General features: G+C 73.7%; 21 protein-coding genes and 1 riboswitch. Of the genes, 10 read left to right on the forward strand and 11 right to left on the reverse strand.

The genetic code is table 11. The features are described from left to right. Window positions 1–15: 15 nt before the first annotated feature. The 4 genes from BLW86_RS28845 to BLW86_RS28860 all read right to left on the reverse strand — a co-directional run bounded on the left by BLW86_RS28845 (window position 16) and on the right by BLW86_RS28860 (window position 4,283). Window positions 16–1,524 carry a cobyric acid synthase gene (locus BLW86_RS28845; protein WP_093876740.1) on the reverse strand — a complete coding sequence of 503 codons (1,509 nt, stop codon included), beginning with the start codon at window positions 1,522–1,524 and terminating at the stop codon, window positions 16–18. Further along, window positions 1,521–2,495, reverse strand: a complete 975-nt coding sequence (locus tag BLW86_RS28850) for a cobalamin biosynthesis protein (RefSeq protein ID WP_093876741.1) — start codon at window positions 2,493–2,495, stop codon at window positions 1,521–1,523. The genes BLW86_RS28845 and BLW86_RS28850 overlap by 4 nt, the downstream gene beginning before the upstream one ends. A gap of 34 nt (window positions 2,496–2,529) precedes the next feature. Then, a riboswitch (cobalamin riboswitch) is annotated at window positions 2,530–2,662 on the reverse strand. 120 nt (window positions 2,663–2,782) lie between these two features. Beyond that, the gene (locus BLW86_RS28855) at window positions 2,783–3,004 is read right to left on the reverse strand and encodes a hypothetical protein (RefSeq protein ID WP_093876742.1); all 222 of its coding nucleotides are present in this window, start codon (window positions 3,002–3,004) and stop codon (window positions 2,783–2,785) included. Window positions 3,005–3,020: 16 nt separating this feature from the next. Beyond that, a complete protein-coding gene (locus BLW86_RS28860) occupies window positions 3,021–4,283 on the reverse strand; it encodes an inorganic phosphate transporter (protein WP_093876743.1) in 1,263 nt (420 codons plus the stop codon). A 376-nt stretch (window positions 4,284–4,659) separates the two neighbouring features. On the opposite strand from BLW86_RS28860, the gene BLW86_RS28865 reads away from it, so the two are divergent. Together BLW86_RS28865 and BLW86_RS28870 are read left to right on the forward strand one after the other, a co-directional pair. Then, entirely contained in the window at window positions 4,660–5,787 is a 1,128-nt protein-coding gene (locus BLW86_RS28865) for an alpha/beta hydrolase (protein WP_093876744.1), read from the forward strand. Between the two features lie 54 nt (window positions 5,788–5,841). Then, on the forward strand, window positions 5,842–7,260 hold the full coding sequence (locus tag BLW86_RS28870; RefSeq protein WP_371129620.1) for a hypothetical protein: 1,419 nt from the start codon (window positions 5,842–5,844) through the stop codon (window positions 7,258–7,260). A 13-nt stretch (window positions 7,261–7,273) separates the two neighbouring features. Here BLW86_RS28870 and BLW86_RS28875 read toward each other — a convergent pair whose 3' ends face one another. Both BLW86_RS28875 and BLW86_RS28880 read right to left on the reverse strand, forming a co-directional pair. After that, window positions 7,274–7,675, reverse strand: coding sequence for a VOC family protein (locus tag BLW86_RS28875; protein ID WP_093876746.1), 402 nt, complete (start codon window positions 7,673–7,675; stop codon window positions 7,274–7,276). A gap of 58 nt (window positions 7,676–7,733) precedes the next feature. Beyond that, on the reverse strand, window positions 7,734–8,624 hold the full coding sequence (locus BLW86_RS28880; protein ID WP_093876747.1) for a KPN_02809 family neutral zinc metallopeptidase: 891 nt from the start codon (window positions 8,622–8,624) through the stop codon (window positions 7,734–7,736). Between the two features lie 268 nt (window positions 8,625–8,892). Here BLW86_RS28880 and BLW86_RS28885 point away from each other — a divergent pair, with 268 nt between their 5' ends. The 3 genes from BLW86_RS28885 (at window position 8,893) to BLW86_RS28895 (ending at window position 12,012) form a co-directional block, all read left to right on the forward strand. Continuing rightward, entirely contained in the window at window positions 8,893–10,491 is a 1,599-nt protein-coding gene (locus tag BLW86_RS28885; RefSeq protein ID WP_093876748.1) for an ABC-F family ATP-binding cassette domain-containing protein, read from the forward strand. A 365-nt stretch (window positions 10,492–10,856) separates the two neighbouring features. Continuing rightward, on the forward strand, window positions 10,857–11,078 hold the full coding sequence (locus tag BLW86_RS28890; RefSeq protein WP_006123601.1) for a helix-turn-helix domain-containing protein: 222 nt from the start codon (window positions 10,857–10,859) through the stop codon (window positions 11,076–11,078). 133 nt (window positions 11,079–11,211) lie between these two features. Continuing rightward, entirely contained in the window at window positions 11,212–12,012 is an 801-nt protein-coding gene (locus tag BLW86_RS28895) for an enoyl-CoA hydratase/isomerase family protein (RefSeq protein ID WP_093876749.1), read from the forward strand. Between the two features lie 108 nt (window positions 12,013–12,120). Here BLW86_RS28895 and BLW86_RS28900 read toward each other — a convergent pair whose 3' ends face one another. Then, window positions 12,121–12,807, reverse strand: a complete 687-nt coding sequence (locus tag BLW86_RS28900) for a hypothetical protein (RefSeq protein ID WP_093876750.1) — start codon at window positions 12,805–12,807, stop codon at window positions 12,121–12,123. A 93-nt stretch (window positions 12,808–12,900) separates the two neighbouring features. On the opposite strand from BLW86_RS28900, the gene BLW86_RS28905 reads away from it, so the two are divergent. The 5 genes from BLW86_RS28905 to amaP are packed head-to-tail and all read left to right on the forward strand — an operon-like array spanning window position 12,901 to window position 15,220. Then, window positions 12,901–13,377 carry an Asp23/Gls24 family envelope stress response protein gene (locus BLW86_RS28905; RefSeq protein WP_093876751.1) on the forward strand — a complete coding sequence of 159 codons (477 nt, stop codon included), beginning with the start codon at window positions 12,901–12,903 and terminating at the stop codon, window positions 13,375–13,377. Window positions 13,378–13,419: 42 nt separating this feature from the next. Then, complete coding sequence (locus tag BLW86_RS28910; RefSeq protein WP_030222162.1) at window positions 13,420–13,611, forward strand: hypothetical protein; 192 nt, start codon at window positions 13,420–13,422, stop codon at window positions 13,609–13,611. Between the two features lie 9 nt (window positions 13,612–13,620). After that, window positions 13,621–13,986 (forward strand): Asp23/Gls24 family envelope stress response protein, encoded by a 366-nt coding sequence (locus BLW86_RS28915; RefSeq protein WP_256341456.1) that lies wholly within the window; start codon window positions 13,621–13,623, stop codon window positions 13,984–13,986. Further along, on the forward strand, window positions 13,983–14,636 hold the full coding sequence (locus BLW86_RS28920) for a DUF6286 domain-containing protein (protein ID WP_093876752.1): 654 nt from the start codon (window positions 13,983–13,985) through the stop codon (window positions 14,634–14,636). Before BLW86_RS28915 ends, BLW86_RS28920 begins: the two co-directional genes overlap by 4 nt. Continuing rightward, on the forward strand, window positions 14,633–15,220 hold the full coding sequence (gene amaP / locus BLW86_RS28925) for an alkaline shock response membrane anchor protein AmaP (RefSeq protein WP_093876753.1): 588 nt from the start codon (window positions 14,633–14,635) through the stop codon (window positions 15,218–15,220). Before BLW86_RS28920 ends, amaP begins: the two co-directional genes overlap by 4 nt. A 70-nt stretch (window positions 15,221–15,290) precedes the next feature. Here amaP and BLW86_RS28930 read toward each other — a convergent pair whose 3' ends face one another. The 4 genes from BLW86_RS28930 to BLW86_RS28945 all read right to left on the reverse strand — a co-directional run bounded on the left by BLW86_RS28930 (window position 15,291) and on the right by BLW86_RS28945 (window position 19,000). Beyond that, window positions 15,291–16,046 (reverse strand): SDR family oxidoreductase, encoded by a 756-nt coding sequence (locus tag BLW86_RS28930; RefSeq protein WP_093876754.1) that lies wholly within the window; start codon window positions 16,044–16,046, stop codon window positions 15,291–15,293. A gap of 4 nt (window positions 16,047–16,050) precedes the next feature. Then, window positions 16,051–17,835: a glycoside hydrolase family 15 protein gene (locus BLW86_RS28935; protein ID WP_093876755.1), complete on the reverse strand. Its 1,785-nt coding sequence runs from the start codon at window positions 17,833–17,835 to the stop codon at window positions 16,051–16,053. Window positions 17,836–17,869: 34 nt separating this feature from the next. Next, a complete protein-coding gene (locus BLW86_RS28940) occupies window positions 17,870–18,685 on the reverse strand; it encodes an SURF1 family cytochrome oxidase biogenesis protein (protein WP_093876756.1) in 816 nt (271 codons plus the stop codon). Window positions 18,686–18,766: 81 nt separating this feature from the next. Next, a complete protein-coding gene (locus tag BLW86_RS28945) occupies window positions 18,767–19,000 on the reverse strand; it encodes a hypothetical protein (RefSeq protein WP_030691654.1) in 234 nt (77 codons plus the stop codon). Between the last annotated feature and the right edge of the window lie 2 nt (window positions 19,001–19,002).

The following is a 19,002-nucleotide window of genomic DNA, read 5'->3' on the forward strand; positions in this document are numbered from 1 at the left end:
GGACCGGGCGGGCGCTCACGGCGCCCCCGGCGGCACGAACGGCAGCCCCTTCGGGGCGCCCTCCTCGATCAGCCGCAGCAGCGCGTCCGTGTCCGCGTGCTCCTCGATCAGGTCGCCGAGCCGGTCGAGCTGCTCCTCCCGCAGCGCGCCGAACGACGTGTCCGGGGCCGGCACGAACCGCCGCCCGGCCGCCGCCGCGACCTCCCGCAGGAACGCCCGCCGGAAGCCGTCGCTCTCCAGCGAGCCGTGCCAGTGGGTGCCCCACACGGAGCCGACCCGGCAGCCGTCCAGGAACGCGTCCCCGCCGAGCACCTCGGCCACGCCGTGGTGGATCTCGTACCCCTCGACCCGCTCGCCGAGCGCCTCGCCGACCGGCCGGGCGAGGGTCTTCTCGACCCCGAACCGGACCCGTACGGGCAGCAGTCCGAGCCCGTCGACCACGCCGGCCTTCGACTCGACCTCGTCCTCGATGCGCTCGCCGAGGGCCTGGAAGCCGCCGCAGATGCCCAGCACCGGCCGGCCCTCGGCCGCGCGCCGGACGAGGGCGTCGGCGAGCCCCCGCTCGCGCAGCCACGCCAGCGCCCTGACCGTGCCCCGGGTGCCCGGGACGACGACGAGGTCCGCGTCGACGAGTTCCTCGGGCCGGTCCACGAACCGGACGACGACGCCCGGTTCGGCGGCCAGCGCGTCGACGTCCGTGAAGTTGGACATCAGCGGCACGGCGCACACGGCGACCCGCAGCACGTCCGCGCCGACCGGCGGAGCGACGACCGACTCGCGGACGGTGCCCCGCAGCGAGACCCGCAGGCCGTCCTCCTCGTCGATGCCGAGCCCGTGCGCGTACGGCAGGACGCCGAACGTCCGGCGGCCGGTGAGCCCGTGCAGCATGTCGAGGCCCGGTTCGAGCAGGGTCACGTCACCCCGGAACTTGTTGACCAGGTATCCGGCGACGAGCGACTGGTCCTCGGGGCTCAGCAGCGCCGTCGTCCCGAAGAACTGGGCGAAGACCCCGCCCCGGTCGATGTCCCCGACGACGACCACGGGCAGCTTCGCGGCCCGCGCGATGCCCATGTTCACGATGTCCGTGCGCCGCAGGTTGATCTCGGCCGGACTGCCCGCCCCCTCGCAGATCACGGCGTCATACGTGCCCCGCAGCTCCTCCAGGCACGCCAGGACCGGCTCGAAGAGTTCCTTCTGCCGTCCGCCGTGGTAGCCCCGGGCGCTCAGCTCGCCGACCGGCCTGCCCATGAGGACGACCTGGCTGGAGCGGTCGCTGCCGGGCTTGAGCAGCACCGGGTTCATGAGCGCGGTCGGCTCCACCCGCGCGGCCTGCGCCTGCATGGCCTGCGCCCGGCCGATCTCGGCGCCCTCCCGGGTGACGAAGGAGTTCAGGGACATGTTCTGTCCCTTGAACGGCGCGACCTTGACGCCCTGCCGGACCAGCCAGCGGCAGATGCCGGCCGTGACGACGCTCTTGCCCGCGTCGGACGTGGTCCCGGCGACGAGCAGCCCCCCACCCCTCATGCGTTCCTCCGCTTCAGCGCGCTCGCGATCATGCGGCCGCCCACGCAGGCGGCCAGGGTCAGTCCGGTGATCCGGCGGGACAGCCGGACCGCGCGGTCGATGTCGGCGACCTCGACGGGCCGCCCCTCCCCGTTGAGGACGGGCCGGTGCTCGACCCGTCCGGCGTACGAGAGGGTCCCCCCGAGCCGTACGCCGAGGGCGCCCGCGAAGGAGGCCTCGACCGGTCCCGCGTTCGGGCTCGGGTGCTGCGCGGCGTCCGCCCGCCAGGCCCGTACGGCTCCGCGCGGGTCTCCGCCGACGACGGTCGCGAGCGCGGCGGTCAGCCGGGCCCCGGGCCAGCCGGCCAGGTCGTCGAGGCGGGCCGAGGCCCAGCCGTACCTGCGGTACCGGGGCGACTTGTGGCCGACCATCGCGTCGAGGGTGTTGACGGCCCGGAAGCCGACGAGTCCCGGCACGCCCGCGACGGCTCCCCAGAAGAGGGCGCCGACCACGGCGTCGGAGGTGTTCTCGGCGACGGACTCGACGACCGCGCGGGCCATCGCGGGACCGTCGAGGGACTGCGGGTCGCGTCCGCACAGGTGCGGCAGCCGTTCCCTGGCCACCTCCAGGTCCCCGGCGGCGAGGGCGCCGCCGATCGCGCGGGCCTCGCGCCCCAGGGTCGTACCGCCGACGACGGCCCAGACGGCCGCCGCGGTGAGCGCGACGGATCCGGCGCGGCTGCCCCGTGCCGTACGGGCGGCGAGGGCGCCGGCCGTGACGGTGGCACCGGCGCAGACGGCGGTGTGCAGGGCGCCCCAGCCGCGGTGGTCGCGCCACAGGGCCCGCTCGACGCGGGCCGCCGCCCGGCCGAAGGCGGCGACGGGGTGTGCGCGGCGGGGGTCGCCGACGAGCAGATCGACGGCGAGGCCCAGGGCCGCGCCGTACGCGAAGACACCGGTGGCTGGGGAGACGCTGCGGCCGCGGCCGGGCATGGCGCTCTGTCCTCACTCAGGGTCCGCGCCCTGGATCGACGTGACCGGCGGCGAGAGTTCCTGACTCCCGGACCCGTCGGATCCGGTCACAGTGGCGGGACCGCGCCGGATTCGCACCGGACTTCCTCTACTGCCGCCGTAATGGCCTCGGCAGTCCACCACGGGCCGAGAACAGCCGTCAACTCACCCTTGACCTGCACCGCGTCACTGTGCGAAGCACCACAAACACGACGGCCGGGCGGTCCGCATCCGAGGATGCGGACCGCCCGGCCGAGGTGACGGGAGCGTCAGGCGACGATCAGGTAGATGCCGTACGCCACGGCCGCCAGGCACAGGGCGAAGCAGGCGTAGGCGCCGGTGCGGGCCACGGCGGCGGATCCTCCCTGGGCGGCGGCCCGCTCCTGCTTGGAGAGGCCGATGACACCGAGGGTGAAGAGGCCCACGAGGGCGACGGTCGCCCCGAGGCTGACTCCGAAGACGGAGCCGAGGGCTGCCCAGTCGATCTTCATGCTTGGTTCCAGTTCCTTAGACCGCGGCGGGGGCCGGGGGAGCGGCCGGGTCCGTGGGGACCGGCGCGGGGATGGTGGTCTTCAGGTCCTCGTCCGTGACGGCGGCGACGGAACCGGCCGGCGGCGGGGTGACGGCCGCGATCGCGGTGGTCACGACGCCGGCGGTCTCGGTGTCGGTCTCGACGTCGTTGACGTTGGTGTGGTCGACCACCTGACGGCGGGAGACGAGCCAGATGCCGACGCAGGAGGCGATCAGGAAGGCCGCGACGACGTAGACGCCCCAGTCGCCCTGGCGGGCGACGTACTCGGCGCCCGCGCCGACCAGGCCGGCGGCCGGCAGGGTCAGGCCCCAGGCGATGAACATGCGGGTGGCGGTCGACCAGCGGACGACACCGCCCTTGCGGCCGAGGCCCGCGCCCATGACGCCACCCGAGACGACGTGGGTGGTGGAGAGCGAGAAGCCGAGGTGGGAGGAGGCCAGGATGGTCGTGGCCGCGCTGGTCTGGGCGGCGAAGCCCTGCTGCGGCTGGAGGTCCGTGAGGCCCTTGCCCATGGTGCGGATGATGCGCCAGCCGCCGAGGTAGGTGCCGAGCGCGATCGCCAGACCGGCGGAGACGATGACCCAGACGGGCGGGTTGGAGCCGGGGGCGAGGGTGCCGCCGGCGACCAGGGCGAGGGTGATGATGCCCATCGTCTTCTGGGCGTCGTTGGTGCCGTGGGCGAGGGAGACGAGACCGGCGGAGGCGATCTGGCCGACCCGGTAGCCCTTGGCCGTGTCCTTCTCGTCCGTCCTGGCGCCGATCCTGTACGTCAGCTTCGTGGCCAGCATCGAGGCGATGCCCGCGACGATCGGCGCGGCGACGGCCGGGAGGAGGACCTTGCTGACGACGACCTCGCCGTTGACACCGCTGACGCCGATCGAGGCGACGGTCGCGCCGATGAGGCCGCCCATCAGGGCGTGGGAGGAGCTGGAGGGCAGTCCGACCAGCCAGGTCACCAGATTCCAGAGGATCGCGCCGACGAGCGCGGCGAGGATCACTTCGGGCTGGATGCCCTCTTCGTTGACCAGTCCCTTGGAGATCGTCTTGGCGACCTCCACGGACAGGAACGCGCCGGCGAGGTTCAGCACGGCGGACATGGCCACCGCCGTCTTGGGCTTGAGCGCACCGGTCGAGATGGTCGTGGCCATCGCGTTGGCGGTGTCGTGGAAACCGTTCGTGAAATCGAACACGAGAGCTGTCACGACCACAATGGCGAGCAGCAGCGTGATGTGTTCCATTTACCCAGGCAATCGTTTGACGTCAGTGGCTCGTCGAACGTAAGCAACCTGGGTGAACGGAAGATGAACTGGGGCGGGCGGCGTGGTGTCCCTATCCGGTGTCAAGAGGTTCCGCTTCCTGCCCCGGAGGGCGCGGCGTCCACGATGCGGTCACCGCGCAACCCCGGCTGATCCCGTCCTTCCCGGGGCACATGCGACCTGCCCCGCTTCCTCCCCCGGCACCCCGTTCCACCCCCTGGACAGGACGGTCCGACAGGGAGGCCCCCCGGAGGAGACCCATGTCACTCCCCGGAGCGCCCCCTCCGGTCCCGCAGCGATCCGCCCCGGCCGGGTCCGTCCGGTGGCAGCACCACCCCGCCCTGCCGAGACTGGGAGCGTGCGCCCGGCTACAGCGACGGCAGCGGCCGTCACCATCCTGATCGGTGTCGGCGCGGCCGCGATCGCGGCCGGCCGGTACGCCAGCGACGTCGCCCTCAAGGCGCCGTCCGGAAGACCACTGCCCGGAGATCCCGGACTCACCGTGCACGCCACGGGGCCCGAACGGATCACCCTCACCCGCAGCCTCGCCTCGCTGCGCCCCGGCACGTACGGCATGGACGCCCCCGGCCTGCACGCCGTCCTCGGCCCCGTCCTCGACCGTGTCCCGCACACCGCCGACACCGTCGTCCGCCGCCTGGAGCGGGTCGAACTGGGCGTCCTCGGGCCCGGCGCCCGCGTCCGGCTCACCCCCCAGCTCCACCGCGGCACCCCGACCGGCGCCCTCGGCCTCGTCCACGAGGACGTCGAGATCCCCGGCGAGCTCGGCCCCCTGCCCGCCTGGCTCGTGCCCGGCCACCGGAGCACCTGGGTGATCGCCCTGCACGGCCTCGGCACCACCCGCGAGCACCCGCTGAACCTCGTCCCCTTCTACGACCGCCGCAAGATCCCCGTCCTCGTCCCCGCCTACCGGGGTGACGAAGGGGCGCCCGCCTCCCCGGACGGCCTCGCCCACCTCGGCGACTCCGAGTGGCGTGACGTCGACGCCGCCATCCGCTACGCCGTCCGCCGCGGGGCCCGGAAGGTCATCCTGCACGGCTGGGGGACCGGCGCCACGATGGCCCTGCGCGCCGCCGCCGAATCGGGCGTGCGCGACCGGATCGGCGGCCTCGTCCTCGACTCCCCGGTCCTCGACTGGGAGGCCACCCTCCGCAACCTCGCGGCGGCCCGCCACGTCCCGGGACCCCTGCTCCCGCTCGCCGTCCGCGCCGCCCAGGGCAGGACCGGCCCGCACGGCGACCTCCTCCGGGCCGTCTCCGAGCCGGGCGCCCTGCGCGCCCCGGCCCTCCTCTTCCACGGCCCCGACGACACCCTCGCCCCCTGGGAGCCCTCCGTCGAGCTCGCCGCCCGGCTGCCCGGCCTGGTCGGCCTGCGGACCGTGAAGCAGGCCCCGCACGCCGCGATGTGGAACGCCGACCCGAACCGCTACGAGGAGTCCCTGCGCCGCTTCCTCACCCCGCTGCTCTGACGGCACTTCTGATTCCGATTGGGCTTTCGGGCCGTCAGCGGGAAGACTGCCCCCGTGACGTCTCGAAAGCCCGATGAACCATTGGCGCGCAACTCCAGACTCCGACTCGTCCGCCCGCGGGCGCTGGCCACCGCCCGACGGGCCGTGACGACCCGGCGCACCCGGCCGGCGCCGCGGCCGCCCGAGGGCACTCCGCCCCGCGCGGAGCTCGCCCGCCAGGCCCGGCACGTCCTCGCCGACGCCGTACGGATCGCCCGCTGGGCCGCCGTCGAGCACGGGGCCGACACGGCGCCCCGCACCGGCCCCGGCGCCCGCCCCGCCCAGGAACGCGCCGCGGCCGCACTGGACCTGACGCCCGGCCAGATCCGGGCCGGCTGGGACCGCGCCCGGCTCGCCGGACTCGTCGAGCTGCACGGCGACACCGCCCGCCCCGGCTGGCGGCTGCGCGCCTGGGACCGCGACGACTCCGCCGTCCTGCGCGGCTGGGTCGCCCTCTTCGACGCCTGGTCGCTCGTCCACCCCGCCCCCGAGGGGGTCGCCCCGAGCGCCGTCGCCGAGGTCGTCGAGGCCGTCCCGCAGGTGCTCTCGCTGCTCCAGCTCTCCCAGGGCCCGGTCCTCGTCCCCGCCCTCCTCGACCTCCTCGGCCAGCGCGTCGAGGAGCTCCGCGAGGAGCGCTGCGAGGTCCCCGCGGCCGAGCAGACGCCCGAGACGGCGGACGCCCCCGCCGTCCCCACCCTCGATGGTCTGCCCGCCCTCCTCGACTGGGCCCTGGAGGGCCTGGCCGCCGTCGGCGCGCTCACCCTGGACCCCGGCACCGACGAGCGCCAAGCCACCCTGACCCCGCTCGGCAACTGGGCGGTCTGGGTCAAGCTGGAGCAGATCTGCGTCGCCGCGCAGAGCCCGGCGGGCAACATCGAGCAGTCCGCCGAGGACATGCTCCGCGGCTGCGCCCGGCTCACCCCGGGTCCGGCCCGTGACGAGTACCGCGCCTGGCTCGCGGCCCGCACCCTGTCCAGCGCCGTGAGCGAACTCCTCGCCGTCGCCCGCGGCGAGGACGCCCTCCTGCGCGGTCTCGCCTTCGAGGCGCTCCGCGTCGTCGGGGCGCCCGCCGAGGCCGAGGTGCGGGCCACCGTCGCCGAGCCCTCGCTCCGCCCGTACGCGCTGCTCTGGCTGGCCGAGTACGAGGGGGCGGACCCCGACGAGGCCCAGGAGGTGCTGACCCGCGAGGAGTCGACCTGGCTCTGGGTCGACACCGCGGCGGCCGTCGCCGACCACGGCGAGAGCGAACTGCTCGTCCGCCACCTCGACTCCGCCGTGCAGGGCACCGTCCCGGCGCTGCTCGACGAGGTCCGCGCCGTCGGCCACCCCCGCACGGTCCAGGTCCTGGTCGCCCTGGCGGCCGCCCACCCGGACCCGGCCCTGGCCAAGGCGGTCCGCCGGGCCGCCTTCCAGGTCCACACCGGCGGAGCCTGACCTCAGGGGGCGCTCACTCCGTCGCGCCGGGGGCGTACGTACCGAAGCTCCATACGTTGCCCTCGGCGTCCCGGGCCGTGTAGTCCCGCGCGCCGTACTCCTGGTCTCTCGGCGGCAGCACGATCTCGATGCCCTGCGCCACCGCCCGGGCGTGGTGCTCGTCGACGTCGTCCACGCGCACGTACACCGCGGTGGGCCCGCCGTCGCCCATCAGCTTGTCGAACTCGGTGCCGCTGCCCTTGCTGCCCAGCATCACCATGCCGTTCCCGCAGGCGAGCTCGGCGTGCATGACGCGGCCGTCCTCGCCCTCGTACACGGCGTGCTCGGTGAAGCCGAAGCCCTCCGTGAGCTGTTTGATCGCCGCCTTCGCGTCCTCGTACCGCAGCGCCGGACAGATGTCGGGGGTCCCAGCCATCCCGATCACTTCCTCTCGATGTGACCTGGATCTCAGTCTGGCAGTCGCCACCGACAACTCAGCGGAAGGTGTTGCACCGGGCCATGTCACCGGTCCGGTAGCCCTGGTAGAACCACTGCTGCCGCTGCGCCGCCGAGCCGTGCGTCCAGCTCTCCGGCGTCACCCGCCCCTGGAACCTCTCCTGGATCCGGTCGTCGCCCACGGCCGCCGCCGCGTCCAGGCCGTCCCGGATGTCCTCGTCGGTGAGCCGGGTGAGCAGCAGCCGGCCCGTCTTCTCGTCGGGGGTGGTCGTCGCGTGCCGCGCCCAGACCCCGGCGTAGCAGTCGGCCTGGAGCTCGACCCGCACGGCGTTGGAGTCCGCGCCGGTCCGCCCGTCCTGGGCGCGGCCGAGGGTCCCCATCAGGTTCTGGACGTGGTGGCCGTACTCGTGCGCCACCACGTACGCCTGGGCGAAGGGCCCGCCGGTCGAGCCGAACTTGGTCCGCAGCTCGTCGAAGAAGCCCAGGTCCAGATAGACCTGCCGGTCGCCGGGGCAGTAGAAGGGCCCCACCGCCGAGGTCGCCGAGCCGCACGCGGTGCCGACCCGCTCGGTGAACATCACGGTGGTGGCGTTCCCGTAGGTGCCGCCCCGGCGCGGGTACTCGCTCCGCCAGTAGTCCTGCACGCTGTTGACGACGGCGACGATCCGGCAGTCCTGGCGCGCGTTGGCGTCCGAGCCCTTCTTGCAGCTCTGGTTCACCTGGGCCGCGGACGAGGAGCTCGCGGCCGGCTCGTCACCGCCGGAGGAGAGCCCGAGCTGGTCCGGCCCCACCCCGAAGAGCACGCCCAGGATCAGGGCGACGAGGCCGATGACGCCGCCGCCGACGGTCGCCCTGCCGCCGGGGATGCGGCTGCCGCGGACGTCCCGTACCTCCGAGGTGTCCAGGTCGGCGTCGTCGTCGAACTGCACGGTCCACCACCCTCCGCGTCGCTGTCGCGGCGGTGGCCGCCGCCCTGCGCCGAGTATCGGGTGATCTCGCCCCGCTCGCCCCTTTTTAGACGCATCGGCAGGAATGTGAGAAAGATCCGAATCCGCCTGCCGTACCCGTATGGCCGAAAACCAGTTGCAGGCGCCCGTTAGACTGGCCGCATGGCCATTCTCCTTTGGGTGCATTAGCGGCGTCGAAGCCCGCCACCAGCCGTCCTTCCGCCCTTTCCCACCGCCCTGGAGTCTGTCCGTGATCACCGCTTCCGGCATCGAGCTGCGCGCCGGCGCCCGCGTCCTCATCGAATCCGCTTCCTTCCGCGTCGCCAAGGGCGACCGCATCGGCCTCGTCGGCCGCAACGGAGCGGGCAAGACCACGCTCACCAAGTGCCTCGCCGGCGAGGGCCAGCCGGCCGCCGGCAGCATCGCCCGCTCCGGCGAGGTCGGCTACCTTCCGCAGGACCCGCGCACCGGCGACCTCGACGTCCTGGCCCGCGACCGCATCCTCTCCGCCCGAGGCCTCGACACCCTCATCAAGAAGATGCGGATGAACGAGGAGCGCATCGCCACCGGCTCCGGCGCCACCCGCGACAAGGCGCTGCGACAGTACGAGCGCCAGGAGACCGAGTTCCTGACCAAGGGCGGGTACGCGGCCGAGGCCGAGGCCTCCACCATCGCCGCCGCCCTCGGCCTGCCCGACCGGGTCATGGGCCAGCCGCTGCACACCCTCTCCGGCGGTCAGCGCCGCCGCGTCGAGCTCGCCCGGATCCTCTTCTCCGACGCCGACACCCTGCTCCTCGACGAGCCCACGAACCACCTCGACGCCGACTCCATCGTCTGGCTGCGCGACTACCTGAAGACCTACCGCGGCGGCTTCATCGTCATCTCCCACGACGTCGACCTCGTCGAGACCGTGGTGAACAAGGTCTTCTACCTGGACGCCAACCGCTCCACGATCGACGTCTACAACATGGGCTGGAAGCTCTACCAGCAGCAGCGCGAGGCGGACGAGAAGCGCCGCAAGCGCGAGCGCCAGAACGCCGAGAAGAAGGCCGCCGCGCTCAACTCGCAGGCCGACAAGATGCGCGCCAAGGCCACCAAGACCGTCGCCGCGCAGAACATGGCCAAGCGCGCCGAGCGGCTGCTCTCCGGCCTGGAGGCGGTCCGGGCCTCCGACAAGGTCGCCAAGCTCCGCTTCCCCGAGCCGGCGCCCTGCGGCAAGACCCCGCTGACGGCCGAGGGGCTCTCCAAGTCCTACGGCTCGCTGGAGATCTTCACCGATGTGAGCCTCGCGATCGACAAGGGCTCGCGCGTCGTCATCCTCGGCCTCAACGGCGCGGGCAAGACGACCCTGCTGCGCCTCCTCGGCGGCGTCGAGAAGCCCGACACCGGCGAGGTCACCCCGGGTCACGGCCTGAAGCTCGGCTACTACGCCCAGGAGCACGAAACGCTCGACCCCGAGCGGACCGTCCTGGAGAACATGCGCTCCGCCGCGCCCGACCTCGACCTCGTCGACGTGCGCAAGACGCTCGGCTCCTTCCTCTTCTCCGGCGACGACGTCGACAAGCCGGCCGGCGTCCTCTCCGGCGGCGAGAAGACCCGGCTCGCGCTCGCGACCCTCGTCGTCTCCTCGGCGAACGTGCTGCTCCTCGACGAGCCCACCAACAACCTGGACCCGGCCAGCCGCGAGGAGATCCTCGGCGCGCTGCGCACGTACAAGGGCGCCGTCGTCCTCGTCACCCACGACGAGGGCGCCGTGGAGGCGCTCGACCCGGAGCGGATCATCCTGCTCCCGGACGGCGTCGAGGACCTGTGGGGCGCGGACTACGCGGACCTGGTGGCCCTCGCCTGACCCTCCGAGGGGCGTCCCGGGGCCTCGTCCGGCCCCGGATGATCATCCCGGGCTGGATCATTCGGCTCATGGGTGATCCGTCATCTGAGTGAGGATCTCTCGTACCTCCCGGCGCGGTGCTCTGCCGAATCCTTCCGGCAGACCCGCGCCGTACGCGTGTTCCCCTTGCTGCGCTGACCTGGCACTTCCCGTACCGACCGGTTCGAAGGCGCGTTTCCAGCCCCCCGGAATGCAGGCTTCCGTTCGTGATGACGGCGTACTCGTCCACAAACCCGGCGGCACGGACCTTGTCGAATGGGTGGCCAGGACGGACGGGAGGGGTGATCATGAGAAGTCCAGAGCGCACTTCCCATGAGGAGGCACGGGTGGCCGAGACTCTGAAGAAGGGCAGCCGGGTGACCGGCGCCGCGCGCGACAAGCTCGCGGCAGACCTGAAGAAGAAGTACGACTCCGGTGCGAGCATCCGGGCGCTGGCCGAGGAAACCGGCCGCTCCTACGGGTTCGTCCACCGGATGCTGAGCGAGTCCGGAGTCACGCTGCGCGGACGCGGCGGAGCGACACGGGGCAAGAAGGCGGCCTCGGCCTGACATCGGGGCGGCTCGACCGGTCCACCGGGACCTCCCGGTGGGCACCCGGTCGACCCTGCGGTCGGCCAGGTGGTTACTGTGCAGTCACTTAGCATCTCGCATGCAGTGCTGCACCGGAACCGGAGGCGCCCCCATGACTACGCTCGACGACTCTGAGCTCGTGTTCGACAAGGACGGTGTACGGCTCACCGTCGAGGACGCCGTTGCCACGGTGACCCTGACCAATCCGGCGAAGCGCAACGCCCAGTCTCCCGCTCTGTGGCGGGCGTTGACGGAAGCCGGCCGGTCGTTGCCCGGCAGCGTGCGGGTCGTCGTTCTGCGCGGCGAGGGCAAGTCCTTCTCCGCCGGACTCGACCGGCAGGCGTTCACGCCCGAGGGCTTCGACGGCGAGCCGTCCTTCCTCGACCTCGCGCGCGGTTCCGACGAGGACCTCGACGCGGTCATCGCCGAGTACCAGGAGGCGTTCACCTGGTGGCGCCGCAGCGACCTCGTGTCGATCGCGGCCGTCCAGGGCCACGCCATCGGCGCGGGCTTCCAGCTCGCCCTCGCCTGCGACCTGCGGGTCGTCGCCGAGGACGTGCAGTTCGCCATGCGCGAGACCAGCCTGGGCCTCGTCCCGGACCTGACCGGGACGCACCCGCTCGTCTCGCTCGTCGGCTACGCCCGCGCGCTGGAGATCTGCGCCACCGGCCGCTTCGTGCACGCGGAGGAGGCCGAGCGCATCGGTCTCGCCAACCTGTCCGTGCCCGCCGACGAGCTCGACGCGGCGGTACGGGACCTCAGCGCCGCCCTGCTCGCGGCGCCCCGCGACGCGGTCACCGAGACCAAGGCGCTGCTCCAGGGCGTCTCCGGCCGCTCCTACGAGGAGCAGCGCATCGCCGAGCGCGCCGCCCAGGCCCGCCGCCTGCGCGACCTGGCGGGCCTCGGCGACTGACGCACGCGCGCGTGAAGGACGGCTGACGCGCGCGCCCGGGGCAGTGCCGAACGCGCGCCGGAAGCGGCGCACGCGCGCGTCCGGCGCAGTGCCCACGCACGCGCGCGTTCAGCGCAGTTCCGACACCAGTACCGTGACCGCGGTCGCCCCATCGGCGGCCGCGGTCGCGGCGTTCCGGGCGGCGCGGGCCACGTCCAGCGGGCGGTGACCGGCCGTCACGGCCAGCTCCACCCGCACCCCCTCCGGGCCCCGGTGCACCGGTGGTCCCCAGGCGTCCGTCACGCCCGCCACGCCCTCGACCCGCAGGACGGCCAGGGCCACCGGATCGTCCGTCGCCGGGGCCGGCCGCCCCGGCGGGGGAGCGGCCGGACCCGCCGCCGGCTCCGCGTCGAACAGCTCCGTCACCCGCAGGTCCACGGCCGTCACGAGCAGCCCGAGTCCGTCCCGCGCCGCCCCGAGCAGGGCCGCCCGCAGCTCCTCGGCCAGCTCCGGCAGCGGACGGCCCGCGACCGCCCCGAAGTCCGCGGTGATCCGCAGCACCCCCGGCCCGAGCGCGCCCGGCGGCACCGGAAACGGCTCGGCCCCCGCCGCCCCCTCGTTCTCGGCCTCCAGGTCGGGCCCGACCCGGAGCCTGCCCGGCACCACTCCCCGTACCGCCGCGGCGGCCGGGTCGAGGACACCCCGCACCGCCCGCTCGGTGATCCACGAGCCGTCCCCGGCCGTCCCGAGCGGGAGCAGCCTGCCCGGCGCGAGCCGCTCCCGTACCGCCGCCGTCCATCCTTCAGCCGTCGTCATTCCCCCAGCCTGCCGCATTCCTGGCGCGAAGCGGGGCAAGTCGCCTTAATGTGGGCGAAGAACCCCGAAATGTGACGGAAGGGGCTAAAACTCATGACGGACACCACTTACTCAGGAGACTCCGGGACGGACGAACCGCGCCGCGGCTCCATGGTCAAGCGGGGCGGCGGGCCGGCGGCCTCCCGGGGCCGGACGACGATCGCCGACGGCGTCGTGGAGAAGATCGCCGGGCTCGCCGCGCGTGACGTCGACGGCGTCCACGCCATGGGCAGCGGCTTCTCCCGTACCTTGGGCGCCGTCCGCGACCGGGTGCCCGGCGGAGGCGGCGGCAAGTCGGGGGTCACCCGAGGCGTCAAGGCCGAGGTCGGCGAGGTGCAGACCGCACTCGACCTGGAGATCGTCGTCGACTACGGCGTCTCCATCGCCGACGTCGCCGGCGACGTCAGGGAGAACGTCATCGCCGCCGTGGAGCGGATGACGGGCCTCGAAGTCGTCGAGGTCAACATCGCGGTCAGCGACGTGAAGCTTCCCGAGGACGAGGAAGAGGAGCCGGAGCCCCGACTCCAGTAGTCGTCGGAACCCCGGCGACAAGGGCCAGGAAAGGGACTCGGAATGAGCATGGCGGTGGTCGGCCTGCTGGCCGGCATGGCTCTCGGATTCGCCGGATACTTCGGTGGCTTCGGAGCGTTTCTACTGGTCGCGGCCCTCGGCGCGGTCGGCTTCGTGGCCGGGCGGTTCCTCGACGGGGACCTCGAACCCGGAGATCTGTTCCGGGGACGCGAACGCGGCGACCGGCGGCGGTGACCCGAGGTGGTGACGGACCTGGCAGACGATCCGGTACGGGACGGGGTGCGGGACCGGGGGGCGACCACCATCGCCGACCGCGTCGTCGCGAAGATCGCCGCCCAGGCGGCCGGAGAGGCCCTCGACTCCGTCCCCGAAGGGGGATCGAAGCCACATGCCTCGGTGGTCGTCCACCGGGACACCGCCCGTGTCTCGGTGAGCCTCGACCTCGACTACCCCTCCGACGTCGGCCGCCAGTGCGGCGCCGTCCGGAGTCGGGTACGCACCCGCGTGGAGGGGCTCGTCGGTCTGGAGGTCCATGAGGTGACCGTCCACGTCGAGCACCTCCACTCCGCGCACACCCGCCACACCTCGCCGAGGGGCCGCCTCGCATGACCACCACCCCGGAAACGGACCCCACAGCGAGCGCGGGCCCCCCGGCCGGACCCGCCGACGGCGCGGCGGTCGTCCCGGCCGACGTGCCGACGCCCCGCGCCCGCCGCTTCTGGTCCGTCCGCCGCATCCCCGCCGCCCTCCTCGCGGCCGTCGTCCTCGGCGCCGCCGGGCTGCTCCTCTACGACATCGCGGCCGTACGGGCCGACCGCTCCGCGATGGCCTGGCGGCGCCGGCTGGCCCACGCCCTCGCGACCCGGCCCCTCGACGACGTGGTGATCGTCGCCGGTGCGGCCGTCGCCGTCCTGCTCGGCCTCTGGCTCCTCGTCCTGGCCCTCACCCCGGGGCTGCGCGACGTCCTCCCGATGCGCCGCGAGCACACCGACGTGCGGGCCGGGCTGGACCGCGAGGCCGCCGCCCTCATCCTGCGGGACCGCGTCATGGAGGTCTCCGGGGTCCGGTCCGCCCGGGTGAGCGTCCGCCGCGCCAAGGTCGGCGTCCGGGCGGTGTCCCACTTCCGCGCCCTCGACGAGGTCCGCGCCGACGTGGAGACGGCGCTCGCCTCCGGCGTCGACGAGCTCGGCCTCGCCCACCCGCCCACGCGGGCGGTGCGGGTGGCCCGGCCGTCGCGGAAGGAAAGGAAGGCCAAGTGACCGTCGTCCTCCGGCGCGTCAACCGCGTCCTGCTCGGTCTCGCCGGGCTGCTCCTCGTGGTCGTCGGCGGCGCCGTCCTCGCCGCCGCCCTCGACCTGTCCGTACCGTCCTGGTGGCCCTGGTCGGGCCCCTCCGACGTGCTGCTCTCCACCGCCGACCGGCAGCGCTGGCGGGACGAGAGCTGGTGGTGGCCGGTGGTCATCGCCGTCCTCGGGCTCATCGTCCTGCTGGCCCTGTGGTGGCTGCTCGTCCAGTTCCGGCGGGCCCGGCTCGCCGAGGTCCTCGTCGACACCGGCGACGGCGAGGAGGCGGTCCTGCGCGGCAGTGCCCTGAAGAGCGTCCTGGAGGCGGACGCCGCCTCGCAGGACGGCGTCGCCCGGGCCAAGGTCGCCCTCACGGGCCGCCGCGCCGCCCCCCGGACCCGGATCGCGCTCCTCCTGGAGCCGCACGCCTCCCCGGGCGACGCCCTGTCCACCCTCAGCACCCGGGCCCTCGCCCACGCCCGCACGTCGGCGGGACTGCCCGCCCTGCCCACCGAGGCGCGGCTGCGCGCGGTGAAGCACCGCGCCCGCCGGGTCGCCTGAGGGCCCGGACCCTCGCCCGAGGGCGGGGGTCCGGACGCCGTCGCCCGAAGGACGGACCGTCGCCCCGGGATCAGAATCCGGCGCGCGCCCCGCCGTCCACCGGCAGCATCAGCCCCGTCAGGTACGACGCGGCCGGCGAGAGCACGAAGGCCGCCGTGCGTCCGAACTCCTCCGGGGCGCCGTAGCGCCGCAGCGGGATCGTGAGCTCGTTCGCCGCGCGGGCCGCGTCCGCGTCGCCGGAGAGCGCGTCGAGGGAGCGGACCCGGTCCGTGTCGATGCGGCTCGGCAGCAGACCGACGACCCGGATCCCGCGCGGGCCCAGGTCGTTGGCGAGGGACTTGGCGAAGCCGGCCAGTCCCGGGCGGAGCCCGTTGGAGATGGTGAGGCCGGGGATCGGCTCGTGGACGGAGCCGGACAGGACGAAGCCGATGACCCCGCCCTCGCCGAGCGTCTCGGCGGCCGCGCGGGCCAGCCGCACCGCCCCCAGGAAGACCGTGTCGAAGGCGGCCGCCCACTCCTCGTCGGTGTTGTCCGCCGCGAAACCGGGCGCCGGGCCGCCGACGCTGATCAGGATGCCGTCGAAGCCCCCGAAGCGGGCCCGCGCCTCGGCGATCAGCCGGGCCGGGGTCCCCGGGTCGGTGTTGTCGGCGGCGATCCCGGCCGCCCCCTCGCCCAGCTCGGCCACCGCGTCGGCGACCGTCTTCTCCTCGCGCCCGGTGACCAGCACCTTCGCGCCCTCGGCGAGCAGCGCCTCGGCCGAGGCCCGGCCGAGCCCCCGCGTCGCACCGGTCACCACGTACACACGGTCCTTCAGTCCAAGATCCATGCCCCTATCCTGCCGCGTCCTCGGCGGCCAGGGCGAGAGCCGTCCCCACCAGTCCGATGTGGCTGAAGGCCTGCGGGAAGTTCCCCAGCTGCCGTCCCGCCACCGGGTCGTACTCCTCCGCGAGGAGCCCCACGTCGTTGGTGAGGGTGAGGAGCCGCTCGAAGAGCTGGCGGGCCTCCTCGGCGCGCCCGGTCAGCCGCAGCGCGTCCGCCAGCCAGAACGAGCAGACCAGGAAGGTCCCCTCCTGCCCCGGGAGCCCGTCCAGGGCAGTCGAGTCGGGGCTGTACCGGCGCAGGAAGCCGCCGTGCATCAGCTCCTCCCGTACCGCGTCCACCGTCCCCACCACCCGGGGATCGTCCGGCGGCAGGAAGCCGACCTGGGGGATGAGGAGGGTGGCGGCGTCCAGCTCGGACGAGCCGTACGCCTGGGTGAAGGTGTTCCGCACGGGGTCGTACGCCCGCGCGCACACCTGGGCGTGGATCTCGTCCCGCATCGCCCGCCACCGCCCCGCGTCCCCCGGCAGCGTGGGGTCGGCCTCCAGGGTGCGGACCGCCCGGTCGGCGGCGACCCAGGCCATCACCTTCGAGTGGGTGAAGTGGCGGCGCGGCCCCCGGACCTCCCACAGGCCCTCGTCCGGCTCCCGCCAGGTGGACTCCAGGAAGCCGAGGAGGCTCAGCTGGAGGTTCCAGGCGTGCCGCTCCGCCGGGATCCCGGCCTCACGCGCGCGGTAGAGGGAGTCCATGACCTCGCCGTACACGTCCAGCTGGAACTGGTCCACCGCCGCGTTCCCGGTCCGGACCGGCGCCGAGTCGGCGTAGCCGCGCAGCCACGGCAGGCTGGTCTCCGGCAGCCGGCGCTCCCCGGCCGGCCCGTACATGATCTGCAGGTCGGCGGGGTCGCCCGCGACCGAGCGGAGCAGCCAGTCCCGCCAGGCGGCCGCCTCCTCCTCGTACCCGGCGGCGAGCAGCGCGCCGAGGGTGAGGGAGGAGTCGCGCAGCCAGCAGGCGCGGTAGTCCCAGTTCCGCACCCCGCCGAGGTCCTCCGGCAGGGAGGTGGTGGGGGCGGCCATGATTCCGCCGGTGGGGGCGTACGTGAGCGCCTTGAGGGTGATCAGGGACCGCAGCACCGACGGCCGGTACGGGCCCTCGTAGGTGCAGCGGGCCGTCCACTTCCGCCAGTCCGCGAGGCACTGCTCCAGGGCCTCGAAGGGGTCGACGAGGGCCGGACGCGGCTCGTGCGAGGGGTGCCAGGTCAGGACGAAGGCCACCTTCTGGCCGGCGGTGACGGTGAAGGAGGACTGGGTGGAGAACTGCTGGCCCCAGGTCTTCACGTGCGGCTCGCTGCGCAGCCAGACCGAGTCCGGCCCGGCGATCGCGACCCGGTGGCCGTCGGCCCTGCGCATCCAGGGCACGATCGAGCCGTAGTCGAAGCGGAGCCGCAGCACGGAGGCCATCTCGACGCTGCCGCTGACGCCCTCCACGATCCGCATCAGGTCGGGGGACGCGTCCCGCTGCGGCATGAAGTCGACGACCTTGACGGTGCCCGTACGGGTCTCCCAGTAGGTCTCCAGGACGAGGGTGTCCTCGGCGTAGCGGCGGGTGGTGCAGCTCGTGGCGCCCTTGGGCGCGACGGTCCAGTGGCCGTTGTTCTCGTCGCCGAGGATGGCGGCGAAGCAGGCGGCGGAGTCGAAGCGGGGCAGACACAGCCAGTCGACCGACCCGTCGCGGCCGACGAGCGCGGCGGTCTGGAGATCCCCGATGAGGGCGTAGTCGTCGATACGTTGCGTCACGCTTCGGCCTGTTCCCGGAAGCGGCGACGGTCAATCAGCGGGACGGAGTGCCCTGCGCCTCCGCCATGTCCCGATCCGGGGATCCGGGGGCCTCGGCGGCGTCCCCGGCCTCCCGGTCGCGCTTCTCCCGGCGCACCAGGATCACCCAGCCGACGGGCACCCCGGCGGCGAAGAGCCACCACTGCACGGCGTACGCCATGTGGGGACCGATCGACTCGTGGTCCGGCTCGGCGATCGTCTCGGGGGTGCCGCCGGGCGGCTCGGGCGCGGTCAGCTCCAGATAGCCGCCGAGGACCTCGCGGCCCATGAGCTCGGCCTGCTGCCGGCTGCTGATGAGCATGACCTGGCGGTCCGGCAGGCCCTTCAGGTCCTTGATGCCGCTGGCGCCCGTCGTCTCGTCCGCCTTGAGCCGTCCCGTGACGGTGACCTCGCCCTTGGGGGCGGGCGGCACCGGCGGGTAGGAGTGCTGGTCGGCGGCGGCCGGGACCCAGCCGCGGTTGACCAGGACGACCCGGCCGTCGCGGAGGACCAGCGGGGTCAGGACGTGCACGCCCACCTGGTCGTCGGAGGAGGTGCGGCGGCGGACGACCACCTCGTGGGCGGTGTCGAAGGTGCCGGTGGCGGTGACCCGCCGCCAGTAGTCGGCGCGCGGGACGGTGTGACCGGGGGAGGTGAGCTCCTCGACCGGGAGCGGCTTCGCCTTGAGGTTGTCCGCGATCAGGGTGTTCTGGGCGACCCGGTGCTCGTGCCGGTGGAACTGCCAGAATCCCAGCTGGATCATCGTGGGGATGAGGGCGAGGGCGCCGAGGGTGAGGATCACCCACTGCCGGGACAACAGGAAGCGGTACACCCCACGACCGTACAGCGGGGGCCGAGGGGTGTACGCACGGGGGGTTCGGGGCGGGGCGCCCGGCCGCCCGGGATCGTTTCCTCACACCCTGTCGACGATGCCCACCTTTCCCTCCGCGCGGGCGCAGTGGCCGCCGCAGTACCAGCTGCCCTCGACCTCGACGCCCTGTCCGATGATCTGGACCCGGCAGTGCTCGCAGATGGGCGCCATGCGGTGGATGGCGCAGGCGAAGCAGTCGAAGACGTGCACCGCGCCCTGCGCGTGCACTTCGAAGGACATGCCGTAATCGTTTCCGCAGACCTCACAACGTGCCATGC

The organism is Streptomyces sp. TLI_105 (assembly GCF_900105415.1).
In the GTDB taxonomy this organism is placed as follows: Bacteria; Actinomycetota; Actinomycetes; order Streptomycetales; family Streptomycetaceae; genus Streptomyces.

Bases quoted from the DNA above. Each gene is read 5' to 3' on its own strand.
- BLW86_RS28845 (WP_093876740.1), bottom strand. From the start codon at position 1,524: ATGAGGGGTGGGGGGCTGCTCGTCGCCGGGACCACGTCCGACGCGGGC.
- BLW86_RS28850 (WP_093876741.1), bottom strand. From the start codon at position 2,495: ATGCCCGGCCGCGGCCGCAGCGTCTCCCCAGCCACCGGTGTCTTCGCG.
- BLW86_RS28855 (WP_093876742.1), bottom strand. From the start codon at position 3,004: ATGAAGATCGACTGGGCAGCCCTCGGCTCCGTCTTCGGAGTCAGCCTC.
- BLW86_RS28860 (WP_093876743.1), bottom strand. From the start codon at position 4,283: ATGGAACACATCACGCTGCTGCTCGCCATTGTGGTCGTGACAGCTCTC.
- BLW86_RS28875 (WP_093876746.1), bottom strand. From the start codon at position 7,675: ATGGCTGGGACCCCCGACATCTGTCCGGCGCTGCGGTACGAGGACGCG.
- BLW86_RS28895 (WP_093876749.1), top strand. From the start codon at position 11,212: ATGACTACGCTCGACGACTCTGAGCTCGTGTTCGACAAGGACGGTGTA.
- BLW86_RS28900 (WP_093876750.1), bottom strand. From the start codon at position 12,807: ATGACGACGGCTGAAGGATGGACGGCGGCGGTACGGGAGCGGCTCGCG.
- BLW86_RS28905 (WP_093876751.1), top strand. From the start codon at position 12,901: ATGACGGACACCACTTACTCAGGAGACTCCGGGACGGACGAACCGCGC.
- BLW86_RS28910 (WP_030222162.1), top strand. From the start codon at position 13,420: ATGAGCATGGCGGTGGTCGGCCTGCTGGCCGGCATGGCTCTCGGATTC.
- BLW86_RS28920 (WP_093876752.1), top strand. From the start codon at position 13,983: ATGACCACCACCCCGGAAACGGACCCCACAGCGAGCGCGGGCCCCCCG.
- BLW86_RS28930 (WP_093876754.1), bottom strand. From the start codon at position 16,046: ATGGATCTTGGACTGAAGGACCGTGTGTACGTGGTGACCGGTGCGACG.
- BLW86_RS28945 (WP_030691654.1), bottom strand. From the start codon at position 19,000: ATGGCACGTTGTGAGGTCTGCGGAAACGATTACGGCATGTCCTTCGAA.